This is a genomic window from Streptomyces sp. NPDC002734 (genome assembly GCF_040295685.1).
Lineage (GTDB): Bacteria > Actinomycetota > Actinomycetes > Streptomycetales > Streptomycetaceae > Streptomyces.
In genome coordinates this window covers 105331-121397 of record NZ_JBEOVU010000004.1, presented here as the reverse complement: position 1 = coordinate 121397, position 16067 = coordinate 105331, and the positions used below count along the sequence as shown (strand labels likewise).

The 16067-nt window shown below is 73.0% G+C and carries 15 protein-coding genes and 2 pseudogenes; 9 read left to right on the top strand and 8 right to left on the bottom strand.

The window, feature by feature from the left end:
• Window position 1: 1 nt before the first annotated feature.
• Entirely contained in the window at window positions 2-904 is a 903-nt protein-coding gene (locus ABT026_RS05500; protein ID WP_351112429.1) for an RNA polymerase sigma factor, read from the bottom strand.
• Window positions 905-949: 45 nt separating this feature from the next.
• Here ABT026_RS05500 and ABT026_RS05495 point away from each other — a divergent pair, with 45 nt between their 5' ends.
• Window positions 950-1576 carry an SRPBCC family protein gene (locus ABT026_RS05495; protein ID WP_351112427.1) on the top strand — a complete coding sequence of 209 codons (627 nt, stop codon included), beginning with the start codon at window positions 950-952 and terminating at the stop codon, window positions 1574-1576.
• Window positions 1577-1633: 57 nt separating this feature from the next.
• Here the strand turns inward: ABT026_RS05495 and ABT026_RS05490 are convergent, their stop codons facing one another.
• On the bottom strand, window positions 1634-2494 hold the full coding sequence (locus tag ABT026_RS05490; RefSeq protein ID WP_351112425.1) for a 3-hydroxybutyryl-CoA dehydrogenase: 861 nt from the start codon (window positions 2492-2494) through the stop codon (window positions 1634-1636).
• 180 nt (window positions 2495-2674) lie between these two features.
• On the opposite strand from ABT026_RS05490, the gene ABT026_RS05485 reads away from it, so the two are divergent.
• Window positions 2675-3928: a glycoside hydrolase family 10-like protein gene (locus ABT026_RS05485; protein WP_351112423.1), complete on the top strand. Its 1254-nt coding sequence runs from the start codon at window positions 2675-2677 to the stop codon at window positions 3926-3928.
• A 54-nt stretch (window positions 3929-3982) separates the two neighbouring features.
• Here the strand turns inward: ABT026_RS05485 and ABT026_RS05480 are convergent, their stop codons facing one another.
• The gene (locus tag ABT026_RS05480; RefSeq protein ID WP_351112421.1) at window positions 3983-4207 is read right to left on the bottom strand and encodes a DUF1918 domain-containing protein; all 225 of its coding nucleotides are present in this window, start codon (window positions 4205-4207) and stop codon (window positions 3983-3985) included.
• Window positions 4208-4449: 242 nt separating this feature from the next.
• On the opposite strand from ABT026_RS05480, the gene ABT026_RS05475 reads away from it, so the two are divergent.
• Together ABT026_RS05475 and ABT026_RS05470 are read left to right on the top strand one after the other, a co-directional pair.
• A complete protein-coding gene (locus tag ABT026_RS05475) occupies window positions 4450-4905 on the top strand; it encodes a GNAT family N-acetyltransferase (RefSeq protein WP_351112419.1) in 456 nt (151 codons plus the stop codon).
• Between the two features lie 90 nt (window positions 4906-4995).
• Window positions 4996-5589, top strand: coding sequence for a histidine phosphatase family protein (locus tag ABT026_RS05470; protein WP_351112417.1), 594 nt, complete (start codon window positions 4996-4998; stop codon window positions 5587-5589).
• A gap of 59 nt (window positions 5590-5648) precedes the next feature.
• Here the strand turns inward: ABT026_RS05470 and ABT026_RS05465 are convergent.
• Window positions 5649-6107: pseudogene (locus ABT026_RS05465) on the bottom strand (DUF6314 family protein); the annotation flags it as partial.
• 121 nt (window positions 6108-6228) lie between these two features.
• On the opposite strand from ABT026_RS05465, the gene ABT026_RS05460 reads away from it, so the two are divergent.
• The 3 genes and pseudogenes from ABT026_RS05460 (at window position 6229) to ABT026_RS05450 (ending at window position 9313) form a co-directional block, all read left to right on the top strand.
• On the top strand, window positions 6229-7251 hold the full coding sequence (locus ABT026_RS05460; RefSeq protein ID WP_351112413.1) for an LLM class flavin-dependent oxidoreductase: 1023 nt from the start codon (window positions 6229-6231) through the stop codon (window positions 7249-7251).
• A 164-nt stretch (window positions 7252-7415) separates the two neighbouring features.
• Window positions 7416-8372: pseudogene (locus tag ABT026_RS05455) on the top strand (GlxA family transcriptional regulator); the annotation flags it as partial.
• Between the two features lie 302 nt (window positions 8373-8674).
• On the top strand, window positions 8675-9313 hold the full coding sequence (locus ABT026_RS05450; protein ID WP_351112769.1) for a DJ-1/PfpI family protein: 639 nt from the start codon (window positions 8675-8677) through the stop codon (window positions 9311-9313).
• A 46-nt stretch (window positions 9314-9359) separates the two neighbouring features.
• Here the strand turns inward: ABT026_RS05450 and ABT026_RS05445 are convergent, their stop codons facing one another.
• The 3 genes from ABT026_RS05445 to ABT026_RS05435 all read right to left on the bottom strand — a co-directional run bounded on the left by ABT026_RS05445 (window position 9360) and on the right by ABT026_RS05435 (window position 12120).
• Complete coding sequence (locus ABT026_RS05445; RefSeq protein ID WP_351112411.1) at window positions 9360-10232, bottom strand: class I SAM-dependent methyltransferase; 873 nt, start codon at window positions 10230-10232, stop codon at window positions 9360-9362.
• A 314-nt stretch (window positions 10233-10546) separates the two neighbouring features.
• Window positions 10547-11299, bottom strand: a complete 753-nt coding sequence (locus tag ABT026_RS05440) for a response regulator (protein ID WP_351112409.1) — start codon at window positions 11297-11299, stop codon at window positions 10547-10549.
• Entirely contained in the window at window positions 11296-12120 is an 825-nt protein-coding gene (locus ABT026_RS05435; RefSeq protein WP_351112407.1) for a sensor histidine kinase, read from the bottom strand. Before ABT026_RS05435 ends, ABT026_RS05440 begins: the two co-directional genes overlap by 4 nt.
• A 153-nt stretch (window positions 12121-12273) precedes the next feature.
• Here ABT026_RS05435 and ABT026_RS05430 point away from each other — a divergent pair, with 153 nt between their 5' ends.
• Both ABT026_RS05430 and ABT026_RS05425 read left to right on the top strand, forming a co-directional pair.
• Entirely contained in the window at window positions 12274-12984 is a 711-nt protein-coding gene (locus ABT026_RS05430; protein ID WP_351112405.1) for an ABC transporter ATP-binding protein, read from the top strand.
• Complete coding sequence (locus ABT026_RS05425; RefSeq protein ID WP_351112403.1) at window positions 12981-15290, top strand: FtsX-like permease family protein; 2310 nt, start codon at window positions 12981-12983, stop codon at window positions 15288-15290. The genes ABT026_RS05430 and ABT026_RS05425 overlap by 4 nt, the downstream gene beginning before the upstream one ends.
• Window positions 15291-15451: 161 nt before the next feature.
• Here the strand turns inward: ABT026_RS05425 and ABT026_RS05420 are convergent, their stop codons facing one another.
• On the bottom strand, window positions 15452-16039 hold the full coding sequence (locus ABT026_RS05420) for an SUKH-4 family immunity protein (RefSeq protein ID WP_351112401.1): 588 nt from the start codon (window positions 16037-16039) through the stop codon (window positions 15452-15454).
• Between the last annotated feature and the right edge of the window lie 28 nt (window positions 16040-16067).

Below are 16067 nucleotides of genomic sequence, written 5' to 3'. Positions count from 1 at the left end.
TTCACCGGTTTCCTTCCTGTGCGGACCGGGCCGCGATCGTGCGGTCCCCTCTTGTCTGACGGTTCGCCGGCCGGGGTTCCCGGATTTCTTGCAGGAGTTGTGCGTCGGCGAGCTTCTTGAGCTTCTTGCGGGCCCGGGAGAGCCGGGACCGGACCGTGCCGACGGGGACGCCCAGGGCCTTCGCCGCGGCGACGTAGTCCAGGCCCTGCCACAGGCACAGGCTGAGCACCTCACGCTCGGGGCGCCGCAGGCCGGCGAGCGCGGCCGCGGTGGCGGCCAGGCGCCGGCGGTCGTCCATGCGACCCGCGACTTCGTCCGCGTGATCGGACACCACCGCCACGCCCTCAGGGCCGGCGGCGTGGGCCGCTGCGGTGGCTGCGGCAGCGGCCCTGTACCGGCGGTTGCTCCGTGACTCGGCGCGAACGAGGTTGGTGGCGATGCCGAGCAGCCACGGGCGCACACTGCCGCCCTCCGCGTCGAGGCGCAGACGGCCGCGCCATGCCTCCATGAACGTCGCCGACACGATGTCCCGGCCGAACCCCAGTCGGCAGTCAGCCGGTAAGCGTGGTTGTAGACGGTCTTCGCATAGGTGTCGAAGAGTTCGGCGAAGGCTTGTGGGTCCCCCGCTCGAATGCGCGCGCGCAAGGTTGTGGTCACCTCCCTCAGCTGTCGATCTGCCGGGCGGAGTTCCCGAGACCTGCGTCACGTGGCCACGTGCTGCCCCTGGGCGAGTGGCCGGAGTGGCCCTGCGATTGACGACCCAACGTAAGAGTGGTTGACTACTCACATATCGCCGGACAGGCGGAGTGGAGCGCTCAACCCTCGCCCCTGTCCAGGCGTGCCGCAGAGGTGCAGTGCGTATTCGCTGATGCTGCGGCGCAAGTGAGTGAACAATCACACTCATTAGCCCTGTCCGTGTTCATCTTCCGAGCCACTCGAAGGAATCGTCATGCTCACCACCACCACCGCACTTCTCGCCGCGCTGCCCCTGGCCTTCGCCAACGCAGGGCCCGCGCCGATCGGCATCGATGAGACGGCCCCCGTCATCACCCGGGACGACATCGTCATCCACGCTCCGCTGGAGAAGGTGTGGCGCATCCAGACCGACGTCGAGAACTGGCCGGACTGGCAGCCGAATGTCAGCTCCTCGGTCAAGCAGACCCCCGGAGCGCTGCGCCCGGGCTCCTCGTGGGTCTGGTCGACCGAAGGGCTGGAAGGCATCACCTCGACGGTGAAGCAGGTGCAGCCCCAGCGCCGCATCGTCTGGGGAGGGCCGGCGCAGGGCATCACCGCGGTCCACGTGTGGACCTTCACCCAGGCCGCGGACGGAGTCCACGTCCACACCGAGGAATCCTGGACCGGCGAGCCCGTCGACGCCGACGTCGAGTACCTGCAGGGGGCTCTCGACGCCTCGCTGGACCACTGGCTGCACAACCTCAAGCAGCGGTCCGAGCAGCTCTCCACCCGTTCCCGGAACGCCGAACGGCCCGCGCTCCTGAACCGCCGCCGCGGCTCCGTCGACAGGGAGGAGCGCGGGGGCATTGGCGAACCCGTGCTCCGATCGTCGCCCGCGTGATGGGCACGACCATGGGCCCTGAGCTGAACTCCCAGCTCAGGGCCCGTGGTTGCGTGATCAGCCGTACGTGTAGAAGCCCGAGCCCGTCTTGCGGCCCAGGCGCCCCGCGTCGACCATCCGCTGGAGCAGCGGGGGAGCGGCGTACAGGGGCTCCTTGTACTCCTCGTACATGGAGTAGGCGACCGAGGCCACCGTGTCCAGGCCGATCAGGTCGGCCAGCTTGAGGGGGCCCATCGGGTGGGCGCAGCCCATCTCCATGCCGTTGTCGATGTCCTCACGGCTGGCGATGCCGGACTCGAACATCCGGATCGCCGACAGGAGGTAGGGGATCAGCAGCGCGTTGACCACGAAACCGGAGCGGTCCTGGGCGCGGATGGAGTGCTTGCCGAGCGCCTTCTCGGCGAACAGCTGCGCGCGGCCGAGAGTGCCCTCGGAGGTGGTCAGCGCGGGGATCAGCTCGACGAGCTGCTGCACCGGCGCCGGGTTGAAGAAGTGGATGCCCACCACCTGGTCGGGCCGAGAGGTGGCGACCGCGAGCTTCACCACCGGGATGGAGGAGGTGTTGGAGGCCAGGATAGCGTCCGGGCGGGTGACCACCTGGTCGAGGACCTGGAAGATCTCCGTCTTGACCTGCTCGTTCTCCACAACGGCCTCGATGACGAGGTCACGGTCGTGGAACTCGCCGAGGTCCGTGGTGAAGTCCAGGCGCGCCTCGGTGGCCGCGCGCTCCTCCTCGGTGAGCTTGCCGCGCTCCACCGCCCGCTGGAGAGAGGTGAGCACCCGGGTGCGTCCGAACTCCAGGGCCTCACCGGTGGCCTCGGCGACCTTCACGTCCAGACCGGCGCGGGCGCAGACCTCGGCGATACCGGCTCCCATCTGGCCGGAGCCCACCACTCCCACGCGTTCGATGTCGCTCACATCGTCCCTTTCGTGATCATCGGGTCGGACAGGTTGCCGTCGGTCGGCGCCTGCTCCGATCGAGCACGTTACCTTCGCGGCTCCGACGATCGATCGTTCGGGTGGGGCATGCTGGGTGACCGCTGTCCCAGCGGTACTGCCCGTGGCCGGGCGGCCGCGAAACGTGAGGGGTCTCATCCGATGGCAGGACTCTCCCGCAGGACGTTCGCCACCGCCGCCGTCACGGCGCTGCCCGCCCTGCTGGCCACGGGCGCCGCGGCGCCGACGGCCGGCGGCTCGGCCGTGACGGCCCCGGCGGGCGCGGGTGGCGGCGGCGGGGCGCCGGCCGGGGCGATGCGCGGGATGTGGCTGGCCACCGTGGGGAACAGGGACTGGCCCTCACGCCCCGGGCTGAGCGCCGCCCGCCAGCGCGACGAACTGCTGCGCCACCTCGATGCCGCGGTGCGACGGCGGCTGAACACCGTGATCTTCCAGGTCAGGCCCACCGCGGACGCCCTCTGGCCGTCCCGGCACGAGCCCTGGTCCGCCTACCTCACCGGCACCCAGGGCAAGAACCCCGGCTGGGACCCGCTGGGCACCGCCGTGACGGAGGCGCACGCCCGGGGGCTGGAACTGCACGCCTGGTTCAACCCGTACCGGGTGGCCGCGCACACCCAGCCGTCCCGCCTGGTGGCCGGGCACCCCGCGCGAAAGCACCCGGGCTGGGTGGTGCCGTACGGCGGCAAGCTGTACTACAACCCGGGGCTGCCGGAGGTTCGCGCCTTCGTGCAGGACGCCGTCCTCGACGCGGTGGAGCGGTACCCGGTCGACGCCGTGCACTTCGACGACTACTTCTACCCGTACCCGGTGGCGGGACAGACCTTCGGCGACGCGGCCGCCTACAAGGCGCACGGGGCCGCGTTCTCCTCCCGGGCCGCCTGGCGGCGCAACAACGTCGACCTGCTGGTGAAGGAGACCGCCCAGCGGATCCGCGCCGCCCGCCCGGGAACGCGGTTCGGGATCAGCCCGTTCGGCGTCTGGCGCAACGCCTCCACCGACCGGCGCGGCTCCGACACCCGCGGCGGCGTGCAGACGTACGACGACCTGTACGCGGACACCCGCAAGTGGGTGCGCGGCGGCTGGATCGACTACGTGGTGCCGCAGCTGTACTGGCACATCGGACAGAGCGCCGCGGACTACGCGGTGCTCGCCGAGTGGTGGGCGGACACCGCACGCGGCACCGGCACCGCCCTGTACCTCGGTGAGGCGCTCTACAAGGCGGGCGACCCGAAGCAGGCCGCCGCCTGGCAGAACGTGCGCGAGCTGTCCCGGCACCTCGAGCTCGCGGCGGCGCTGCCCGAGGTGGGGGGACACGTCTTCTTCTCCGCCAAGGAGGTCGCGGCCGACCCGAGCGGCGCCATGGCCCGGGTGGTCAAGGACCACTACGGCGGCTGAGCGCGCGGGCACGTCGCGGCGGCCGGGTGTTCCCGCCGCCGCGTTCGCGCCCCGCTACAGGCGGTGACTGCCGCTGGTGGTGACGCCCGGACCGGTGGTCAGGTGCTTCACCTCGGTGTCCGGGCCGGGCCAGACCATCGCCTCGTTGCCGTCGTCGAACCGCACCCGGTAGGGCGGGGAACCGCCCGGGCCGAGCACCTCGATCACCTCTGCCGTCCGGTCGGCCGCTCCGACCACCCTGCCGTGCGTCAGCAGCCGGTCTCCCACACGTGCGTACATCGGCGGGCCTCCTCGTCCAGTCGTCGTCTCGTCCAGCGATACGTTTCCGGGAGCCCCCTCGTCCGAGTCTACGAGCGGCACGCCCGTCCGGCAGGGGCAGCGGGCCGGGCGGGAGCGGCGTGCGGGTTCCGGGCGCGGGGGCCGGGCGCGGGTTCCGGGCGCGAGGGCCGGACCTCGGGCCCGCGCGCCCCGCGCCGCATATCGCGTTGCGGCGTCGCGACGGCCCGTGGAAGCCTCCCGTCATGACGCTTCCGCCGGCCCAGCCGTCCCTCCCGCCCCTGCCGCAGGGATACGAGTTCTCCGCCGACCCGGCGCGTGTGGACGCCGACCGCGTGCACCACTGGCTGTCCACCGACGCCTACTGGGCGCTCGGGCGCTCCCGGGAGAAGCAGGACGCGGCGATGGCCGGCTCGATGAACTTCGGGATGTACGACGTCGTCACCGGGGCGCAGGCCGCCTACGCCCGCGCGGTCACCGACCGGGCCACCTTCGCCTGGCTCTGCGACGTCTACGTCGACCCTCAGGTGCGGGGCAAGGGCCTGGGCAGTGCCCTGGTGGCCAGGGTGCGCGAGGAGCTGAGCGGCCTCGGGCTGCGCCGCATCATGCTCGCCACCCACGACGCCCACGACGTCTACGCCCGCCTCGGCTTCGAGCCTCTCGCACGGCCGGACGACTGGATGGCGCTGCAGCTCCACTGAGCACTTGGGCGCACGCAGGGGTTACCGGGCGTGTTACCCGCCGGTGTCGGCCCTCTTGACCCGCCCTCCCCGCGGGTCGACCATCACCGCATGCATGTTCGGGTCACCTTCGTTGCAGCCGCGAGCAGCACCCGCCCGATCGCCGAGCGATTCGACGACGACAGCCCACTGGACCGGGAGGGCTGGGAGGGGATCCAGCGCGTCGTCCCCGGCCTGGCGCCGCTGGCCGCCGCCGACCTGCGCTACTGCTCGCCCACCCCGCGCAGCCGGGCCACCGGAGACCTGCTGGGCTACGTCCCGCTGGTGCAGCCCGCACTTCGCGACTGCGACATGGGGCGGTGGCGCGGCATGACGCTCGCCGAGGCGATGGCCCGCGAGCCGCAGGCCGTCGACGCCTGGCTGGCCGACCCGCGCTCCGCGCCGCACGGCGGGGAGTCGTTGCACGCCTTCATCACCCGGGTCGGCGGCTGGCTCGACACCCGGCCCGCGGACGACGGGGCCGCCATCATCGCCGTCGCGGAACCCGGGGTGATCCGGGCGGCGCTGATCTACGCCCTGAAGGCGCCGCCGTCCGTCTACTGGAACGTCGACGTCCGCCCGCTCTCCGCGATCACCGTCCTGGGCCGCCCCGGCCGCTGGACCCTCCGCCTGGACGTCCCCTACGCCCCGCCGGTGCGTGCCTGACCGGCGACGCCCTCGCGGCGTTCCGCCGTTTCCGGGGTGTGCGGGGCCCCCGCCGCCTCACGCGCGTACTCGGTGGTGAGAACCAGGTCCTTGGCCGGCCCGCGCACCCGCCACACCGTGCGCCACCGGTCCTCGTCCAGCACCGTGAACTCGCCCTCGTACAGGTCGGCGGCACAGGGGTGCGGGGCGACGAACCGTCCCGTCGACAGGTCCAGCGCGTGGAACTCCCGCCCGTCGGCGAACCGCACGTCCGCCGAGGCGGCCCCGCTCCCGGGCAGCAGCCTCCCGGGCAGCAGCCGCAGCGTGCGACCGGCCGGACGGGAGACGCCCTGCCACACGAAGTCGCCGTCCTCCCGCTGCACCAGCCCGCCCTCCGGCCCGGGCGACGGCTCGAACACGGTCGTCCCACGGAACCGCCCCTCGTCCCCGGTGGCCAGGTCGCGCACGGTGCGCCCGGTGCGCCAGGTCCCGGGCAGATACGCCCACAGGTCCGGCACCGGGTGGAACTCCTCCGGCATGGCTCCCCGCCTCCCCTTCCCGCCCTCGACTCCTCGGGGCGGTCCGCTCCCGCCCCGGCCCCGCCATCATCGCCGCTGCTCCGGGACGGAATGAACCCGGCCCGGAGGCGTTGAAGAACATATGAAGAAGATCGGCTTCCTCTCCTTCGGTCACTGGTCGGACACTCCGCACTCGCGGACCCGGACCGCCTCCGACGCACTGCTCCAGGCGATCGATCTCGCCGTGGCCGCCGAGGAGGTGGGCGTGGACGGCGCGTACTTCCGCGTGCACCACTTCGCCCAGCAGTACGCCTCCCCGTTCCCGCTGCTCGCGGCGATCGGTGCGCGCACCAGCCGGATCGAGATCGGCACCGGCGTGATCGACATGCGCTACGAGAACCCCATGTACATGGCCGAGGACGCCGGCGCCGCCGACCTGATATCCGGCGGCCGACTCCAGCTCGGCCTCAGCCGCGGTTCACCGGAACAGGTGATCGACGGCTGGCGCTACTTCGGATATCAGCCGCCGGAGGACGGCAACGACGCCGACATGGCGCGCAACCACACCGAGGTCCTGCTCGAGGTGCTCAAGGGCAAGGGCTTCGCCCGCCCGAACCCGCGCCCCATGTTCCCCAACCCGCCCGGCCTGCTGCGCCTGGAGCCGCACTCCGAGGGCCTGCGGGAGCGCATCTGGTGGGGCTCCGGATCCAACGCCACCGCCGTGTGGGCCGCCGAGCTGGGCATGAACCTCCAGAGCTCCACGCTCAAGGACGACGAGAGCGGCGAGCCGCTGCACGTCCAGCAGCGCAAGCAGATCGAGGCGTACCGCGAGGCGTGGAAGGAGGCCGGGCACGCGCGTGAGCCGCGCGTCTCGGTGAGCCGCTCGGTCTTCCCGCTGGTCGACGACCGCGACCGGGCCTACTTCGGCAGGGAGACCGACTCCGAGGACCACTTCGGCAACATCGACCCCACGACGCGGGCCGTCTTCGGCCGCTCCTACGCCGCCGAGCCGGACGTCCTGGCCGAACAGCTGGCGAAGGACGAGGCGATCGCCGCCGCCGACACGCTGCTGCTGACCGTCCCGAACCAGCTGGGCGTCGACTACAACGCCCACGTCCTGGACGCCGTCCTCACCCACGTCGCCCCGGCCCTCGGCTGGCGCTGACCAGCAGGTCCTGCCCGGGGCTCCCGCGGTCGCGCTGCTCGCGGGGGTGTGAGTCCCGCCCGGGGGAGCGCGCGGCACGGTGCGGCACGGTGCTGCGTCGCGTGGCAGGAAAGGTGGGAAACCCGTCGTTGCCGCCATGACGGGCCACTGCCACGCTCGGAGGCATGAGACAGCGCAGCGTGCTCGTCGTGCTCTACGACGGAGTCCAGAGTCTGGACGTCACCGGGCCCCTGGAGGTCTTCGCCGGGGCCGGTGAGGCCGCCGGGCGGCCGGACGCCTACCGGGTGTCCACCGCCGGGCCCGGCGGCGGACCGGTGCGGACGTCGAGCGGGCTGCGCCTGCTGCCGGACGCCGACCTGGACGGCGTCGAGCCCCCGCACACGCTGGTGGTGCCCGGCGGCGCGGGGACCGCCGCACCGGACCCGGCGGTGGTTCGCCGGATCCGGGACCTGGCGGCCGGAGCGGAGCGGATCGTGTCCGTCTGCACCGGCGCGTTCCTGCTGGCCGAGGCCGGCCTGCTGGCCGGGCGGCGGGCCACCACCCATTGGGCGTACTGCGACGCCCTCGCGCGCCGCTTCCCGGACACCGAGGTGGCCACGGAGCCGATCTTCGTACGGGACGGGAACGTCGCCACCTCGGCCGGAGTCACCGCCGGCATCGACCTCGCCCTCGCGCTGGTCGAGGAGGACCTCGGCCGGGACGTCGCGCTGCTGCTGGCCCGCCACCTGGTGGTGTTCCTCCGACGGCCGGGCGACCAGGCCCAGTTCAGCACCCAGCTCGCCGCGCAGCTCGCGGAGCGGCAACCGCTGCGAGAGGTGCAGAACTGGATCGCCGACCACCCCGACGACGACCTGAGCGTCGAGGCGCTGGCCCGCCGCGCGGCCCTGTCGCCGCGCCACTTCGCGCGGGCCTTCGCCGCCGAGGTCGGCGTGACACCCGGACGGTACGTGGACGCCGCCCGGCTGGAGACCGCGCGCCGCCGGCTGGAGGACACGGAGGACGGCGTGGAGCGGATAGCCCGGACCTGCGGATACGGCACCCCCGAGGCGATGCGGCGGGCCTTCGTCCGCGCGCTGTCCGTGCCGCCCGCCGAGTACCGGCGCCGCTTCCGGCCGTCGTCCGCCGCGCGCACGCCGTCGTCGTCCGCCGCGCGCACCGTGCGGGAGCCGGCGGGCGGCGGGCCCGCAGACGCCACCGCCACCGTCACGTCCACGTCCACAGGCGCCGCACCGGCCACCGCGGCAGCCGCCGCTGGGCCGCCTGCCGTTCGGCCACCTGCCGTCGGGACGTCCACGGCCGAGACGCCCGCCACGGGCACGTCCACCGCCCACGCACCCGGCACCTACGCATCCCCAGCCGACGCATCCCCGGCCGACGGGCCGTCGCACTCGCCCAACACACCTCACGGAGGCAACCGATGAGCATGAAGATCGCCGTCCTGCTGTACGACAACTTCACCGCGCTGGACGCGGTCGGGCCCTACGAGGTCCTCTCCCGCATCCCCGGCGCGGAGGTCGTCTTCACCGCCGCCAGACCTGGCCCCGTGCGCACCGACATGGGCAGCCTCGCCCTCACCGCGGACGCCGGGTACTCCGACGTGACCGACGCGGACGTGCTCCTCGTGTCCGGCGGCCCCGGCTGCGCGGAGCTGCTCGACGACGGACCCACGCTGGACTGGATCCGTCAGATCGACGCGGGCGCCACCTGGACCACGTCCGTCTGCTCCGGCTCCCTGCTGCTCGCCGCGGCCGGCCTGCTCACCGGCCGCCGGGCCACCTCGCACTGGATCTGTCTCGAGATGCTGGAGGCGTTCGGCGCGACCCCCGTCGGTGACGAGCGGATCGTCGTCGACGGCAAGTACGCCACGTCGGCCGGGGTCTCGGCCGGGATCGACCTGGCGCTCCACCTGGCCGGCGTGACCGCGGGCTCGCGGGTCGCCGAGTCGATCCAGCTGGTCATGGAGTACGCGCCCGAGCCGCCCTACGCGACCGGCTCGACGGCCGACGCCCCGCCCGAGATGGTGGAGGCGCTGAGGGCGAGCAACCTGGTCGTCGAGGGCTGAAGGCCACGGGCCGGGGGCAGTGGATCCAGCGCTCCCCGGCCCGCGCTCAGGCGTCCGTGCCGCCCGTGCCGTCCGTGCCGCGGGTCGCGGTGACCAGCAGGAACTCCCACTCCATGACGAGGCCGTCGCCCCCACCCCGGTCGTGCTCCCGGGCGAGGTCGGCCAGGCCGCGGTCCAGCTGGGCGATGCGGTCCGGGTCGTCGCCGATGGCGCGGTAGGCGGCGATGGTCGGGCCGTACCGCTGCTTGAAGTAGTCCCGGAACTCCTCGGGGGACGCGAACGCGTCCACCACCAGCTCGCGGCGTTCGGCGCTCAGCCCGCCGACCCGGTCGCCGATGAGCTCGCGGACGTGCTCCTCCTTACCCCAGAGCGGGGGCGGCTGAGCACCGGGCGGCAGCGGCGGCATGAACGGCTTCATCACCGCCAGCATCTTGCCCAGGAAGCCCTCCGGGGTCCAGGCGATCAGCCCGATCGTGCCGCCCGGGCGGCAGACGCGGAGCAGTTCGTCGGCGGCGGCCTGGTGGTGCGGTGCGAACATGATGCCCACCACGGAGAGCACGACGTCGAACTCGGCGTCCCCGAACGGCAGTCGCTCCGCGTCCGCCTCGCGCCACTCGATCTCCACGCCGCGCTCGGCCGCCAGGGCGCGCCCGACCTCCAGCAGCTCGGGCGTCAGGTCGCTCGCGACGACCTGCGCGCCGGTCAGCGCGGCCGGGATCGAGGCGTTGCCGGTACCCGCCGCGACGTCCAGCACCCGCTGCCCGGGGCCCACCCCGCTCTGCTGCACCAGCAGGGGGCCCAGGCGGGCGATCAGGTCGGCGGCGATCGAGGGGTAGTCGCCCTGCGCCCACATCGCCCGGTGCTTGGCCTTCAGCGCGTGGTCCGCCGTGGCCGCGTCCTCGGCGTTCGGGTTCGTCATGCGGTGTCCCACCCTCCAGGTTCAGGCTTCCTCGGCGTCGTGCGGCCCTCGGGCGCCGCCGTCGGCCGTCCCTCCACGATGAGGACCGCCCGACCCGGTGGACGCTCAGCCGCGCCGGGCCGGGGGCGGGCGTCACCGGGATGGTCGCCCGGGGACCGATCCCCGGGTAACCGGAGAGGGCGCGGCACCGGCGGCCCGGGCGACGAACGCCTCCACCGCGTCACGGGCCTCCGCGTCACGGCGGGCGAGCTCTCCCCGGTCGGCCGCCCTGTGCATCCCGGTGGCGAGTCGTCGCCGGTGGCGGCTGCGTGGACTCATGGCTCGGTCGGGCCGGACTCCTCGGTGGAGGTGTCGGCGAACTCTCCTGGCGAGACGAGTCCTGTCTCGTAGGCGAGGACGACGGCCTGGGCCCGGTCGCGCAGGGTCAGCTTGGCGAAGATCCGGGCCACATGGGTCTTCACCGTCGCCTCACTGAGCGTCAGCCGCCGCGCCAGCTCGGCATTGGACAGCCCCCGCCCCATGAGCGTCAGCACCTCGAGCTCGCGCGGTGTCAGCGCGGCCAGGTCCCGGTGGACGGCCGGTGCCGCGAGATCCGCTTCGGCTCCGCGGGCGCCGGAGGCGAAGCGCTCCACCAGGCGGCGGGTGATCGAGGGCGCGAGCAGCGCGTCACCGGTGTCGACCAGGCGCACGGCGGCGGCCAGATGCGCGGGGGTGACGTCCTTGAGCAGGAAACCACTGGCTCCGGCGGCGAGGGCGGCGTAGACGTAGTGGTCGAGGTCGAAGGTGGTCAGCATGATCACCCGGCAGTCCGGAGACTGCGCGAGTATCCGGCGGGCGGCCTCCAGGCCGTTCATGGTGGGCATGCGGATGTCCATCAGCACGACGTCGGGCCGCAGCCTCCGCACGGCGGCCACGGCCTCGGCTCCGTCGCCTGCTTCGCCCACCACGTCGATGCCGCGGGCGGTCAGGATCAGGCGGAAGCCGGTGCGGACCAGCTCTTGGTCGTCGGCGATCACGACGCGAGGGGTGGATCCGGGACGCGTCGTCCTGGCCGGTCCGGTCGTCATGGCCGGTCCAGCGGGATCCGTGCGCGGACGCGGTAGCCGCCGCCGAGACGGCGGCGGGCGTCCAGGTCGCCGCCGTAGAGGGCGACCCGCTCCCGCAGACCGATCAGCCCCCGTCCCGTCCCGTCCGGCCGGACCGGGCGCGGCCCACTCGGCGTGGGCCGGCTGCCCGACAGGGCGCTCGGTCCGCTGTTCAGCACCTCGACCCGCAGGTAGTGGTCCGCGTATCGCACCGTCACCTCGGCTGATGCTCCGTCTCCGTGTTTGAGGGCATTGACCAGGGCCTCCTGGACGATCCGGTAGGCGGTGACGTCGATCCCGGTGGGCAGTGGGCGGGGCTCGCCGGAGATCCGCATCTCCACGGGCAGGCCGGCGAAGGCGATCCGGTCGATCAGCGGACTGAGACGGGTCAAGCTCGGCTGCGGTGACAGGTCCGTTCCGTGCGGCTCGTCCTCGCCGTTCTGCGCGGGTGCGAGCAGGCCGAGCAGGTGCCGCAGTTCGGTCATCGTGTTCCGCCCGGCGGTCTCGACGGCGCTCAAGGCCGTCGCGGCCTCGTCCGGCATGGTGGCCAGCACCTCGCGGGCGGCCGCCGCCTGGACCACCATGAGGCTCACGTTGTGGCTGACGATGTCGTGGAGCTCGGTGGCGATCCTGGCCCGCTCGGCGTCGACCGCGACACGCGTCGCGCTCTCCCGCTCCCGCTCCAGCAGCCAGCCGCGCTCCTCGACGGCCGCCCGGTGCAGTCGCCGCGCCCTGGCCACCGCCCCGTACAGATACCCGGCGGCGCCCACTGCCGCGGCAAGGGCGACGACCAGTACGAGCATCCCGGATCCCCACACCGGCCCATCTTCGCAGCCGTACGACGCGCCCCACATCGGCCCGGGGATGCAGCTCCGTACATCCCCAGGATGACCTGTCCGGACGGATACATCCGGGAGCCGACGCTCCGTCAGGGGACGCCGCCCTAAGTTCGAGCCATGACAACTGATCACGACAGTGCCCGGCGCACGGTGGTGCGGCTGGACGGCGTGCACAAGGAGTACGGCGACGCGAAGGCCCTGGACGGCCTGTCGTTGGAGATCCGGGCGGGCGACGCGGTCGCCGTGATGGGCCCCTCCGGCTCCGGCAAGTCCACCCTGCTCAACATGGTGGCCGGCCTCGACCGGCCGACCTCGGGCACCGTCGAGGTACAGGGACACGACCTCGGGAAGCTGAACGAGACGGGACTGGCCCTGTTCCGACGGCGGAACGTCGGCATGATCTTCCAGTTCTTCAACCTCATCGACGATCTCCCCGTCCTGGACAACGTGGCGCTGGCCGCCCAGCTGACCGGCACGACCGTCAGGCAGGCGCGCCGCCGGGCGCTGGAGCTCCTCGACGAACTCGGCGTCGCCGAGCGCCGGAACAACCATCCGGTGACGCTCAGCGGTGGGGAGCGCCAACGCGTCGCCGTCGCACGGGCCTTGATGAACCGCCCGGCCCTGCTCCTGGCCGACGAGCCGACCGGCGCCCTCGACAGCCGGTCGGGCGAGCAGGTGATGGACCTGCTGATCGATCTCAACCAAATAGGCCAGACCCTCTTGATCGTCACCCACGACCCGCAGCTGGCCACCCGCTGCGCCAGTCGGCTGATCGAGGTCGGCGACGGCAGGGTCGCCCGCGAGAGCAGGCTGGAGGCGACCGCGTGAGCGCCGTGTGGACAGCCTCCCGCGCGGCCGTGAAGCGCCGTCGGCTCCAGACCTACGTCATCGGACTCGTCGTGCTCTGCTCCACCACGACGCTCCTGCTCGCCCTGGCGCTGCTGAGCGCCGCCTCGAGCCCCTTCGACAAGGCCTACGCCGCACAGCGGGGCGCCCACACGGTGGCGGCCTTCGACGCCACGCAGGTCTCCCCGGGGCAGCTGGCGCGGACCGCCCGACAGCCCGGGGTGGCGGCTGCGGCCGGACCGTTCGGACAGACCGTCGTCGACATCCCCAAGGACTGGCTGTGGATGGCGGGCGGCACCCTCACCGTGGTGGGCCGGCCCGATCCGGCGGGCCCCGTGGACCGGATCGAGGTCCTCGAGGGCCACTGGGCCACCGCGCCCGGCGAGATCGTCGTCAACTGGCCCGCCCAGGGCTCCCCCGGCACGGACCTCCTCGGCACCGAGCTGGAGATCCCCGGCAGAGCGACGCTGACCGTCGTCGGATTCGCCACCAGCATGAGCAGGTCGGCGAGCGCCTGGGTTTCGCCCGAGCAGATGACGGCGCTGCACCCGGCCTCCGCCCAGATGCTCTACCGCTTCACGAAACACTCGACGGAGACACAGCTGAGCACCGGGCTGACGCGGGCCACCGCGGGACTGCCCGAGGAGGCGCTGACCGGCGCGCAGACGTACCTCACCCTCAAGCAGGCGTTCTCCGCACTGGCCGACTCCTACCTCCCGTTCATGACGTTCTTCGGCGTACTCGGCCTGCTCGTCTCCACCCTGATCGTCGGCAACGTGGTCAGCGGCGCGGTCGTCTCCGGGTACCGGCACATCGGAGTGCTCAAGGCCCTGGGCTTCACACCGAACCAGGTCGTCGCCGTCTACCTGACGATGCTCTCCGTACCGGCCGTGGTGGGCTGTGTGCTGGGTACGCTGGCCGGCAACGCGCTCGCCGGGCCGATCCTTAAGGTCGCGTTCTCCGGCATCGAGGTGGGCCGCGCCGCGATCGGCGACGTCAGCCCGTGGCCGTCCGTGGCCTGCCTCGTGGGCATGCCCGCCCTCGTCCTGCTGGCCGCGCTGGTCCCCGCCCTGCGGGCCCACCGCCTGCCCGCGGCACGGGCGATCAGCGCGGGCGGCGCGCCGCGCACCGGGCACGGGCTGCGCGTCCAGCGGATGCTCGGCGCCACCCGGCTGCCGCGCCCGGTCAGTCTGGGCCTGGGCCAGCCGTTCGCCCGTCCCGGCCGCACCCTGCTGACCATGGCGGCCATCGTCCTCGGGGTCACCACGGTGACCCTGTCGACCGGACTGACCAGCACCATGGTGGCGTACGGCAACGTCGGAAGGGAGGACGGAGGCGCCCGGATCCACGTGACGACCGAGGCCCCGGGCAGAGACCGGACTCCGTCCGGGCTCAGCGACCTGGAGATCGAGGAGCACCTGCGGTCCCTGCCGGGCGCCGAGGGCGTACGGGCCCGCGCGTTGTCCCAGGCGAACATGACCGGGCAGACCGAGCCCGTGTTCGCCGACTTCTACCGCGGCGACGATTCCTTGTACGAGCACACCATCGTCGAAGGCCGGGCGCCGGCCGCGGCGGGCGAGATCGTGGCCGGGCCCGCTTTCCTGTCCCAGCGTGGTCTGACGCTCGGCGACCGGGTCACCCTGGGGCTGAACGGCAGGAAGATCACCGCCACCGTCGTGGGCCGGCTCATGGAGGGCGATGCCCGGGCCCTGGAGGCCGACTGGGCCAGCCTCACCCGACTCGCACCGGACGCCCACGCCACCGAGTACACGGTGCGGCTCACCCCGGGCGCCGACGCGCGCGCCTACACCGAGGCGGTCGCGGCGCTCGACCCGGACCTGCGCGCGTCGGTGACGGACTCCGGCAACGCCGGCACCGCCACCGTCGTGACCTTCTCGGTGGTGTTCACGGTGGTGCTGTCCCTCGTCGCCTCGCTCGGCGTCTTCAACACCGTCCTCCTGAACACCCGTGAGCGGCGGCGTGACCTGGGCATGCTCAAGTCGATCGGGATGACCCCCCGACAGGTGGTCGTGATGACGGTGACCTCGGTCACCGGACTCGGTGCGGTCGGCGGGCTGCTCGGCATCCCGCTCGGGATCGTGGCGCACCGTCTCGTCGTGGACAACGTCGGGGTGGTCGACTTCCCCGCGTACATGAAGGACGTGTGGCACACGCCGCAGCTGGCCGCGATGTTCCTGGCAGGTGTGGCGATCGCCGTCCTCGGCGCCCTGGTCCCGGCCCGGTCGGCGGCCCGGACGACCATCGCCTCGGTGCTGCACACCGAGTAGCCGACCGGTCGGGACCGACCCTGTGGAACCGGACCAGGGCAGCCGACGGCGTCCGCCGTCGGCTGCCCTGGTCCGCCTGCGCTCGTGTGCTGGGTCTGGCGCGGATCACGGCTCACGATCCGTGCGGGGCCGCCCAGCCGCTCCGAGCCCCGGTGCCGTCGTCAGATGGCGTCGAACTCCACCTCCTCGTCCACCCGGTCCCACCAGGTGTCCGGATCGAACGCCGGCGGGTCCAGCTCGCGCAGGCGGTCCCGCACGGCGAGGCCGAAGGCGACCCGCGCCTCCCCGGCGGGGTCGTCGTCCGAGTCGGGGTCGTCCGGTTCCAGGTCGTCGAAGTCGTCGAGATGCTCGCAGCGGTGCTCCCAGGCCGCGAGAGCGTCCAGATAGGCGAGCAGTGAGGAGTTGACGAAGCGCTCCGCCGGATCGACGCCCGGGGCGAGCGCCCACACACGGCCGTGCCCGTCGAGGACGAACTCGGGGGTGTGCAGCGCCTCGTCCACGGCCAGTCGCCAGAAGCGGTCGTCCACCCGGGAGAAGGGAGGATGGTCCGCCGTCCCCGGCCAGCAGTGATCCGCCTCGGTCGGCAGCCCGTACCGGTGCGCCACCTCCAGCGCCCGGCGCACCGGTGCCGGCCAGGCGGCCACCTCCGCCGTGTCCGTCGGAGGAAGGCCACGCAGACCCTCCGCGCCCCAGTGGGCGGCCCGCAGCCACCCGGGTGTGTACCCGTCCTCGCCCTGTCCGTCCGTCATCCCGAAATCCCCTCCCCGCGAAGCGCCT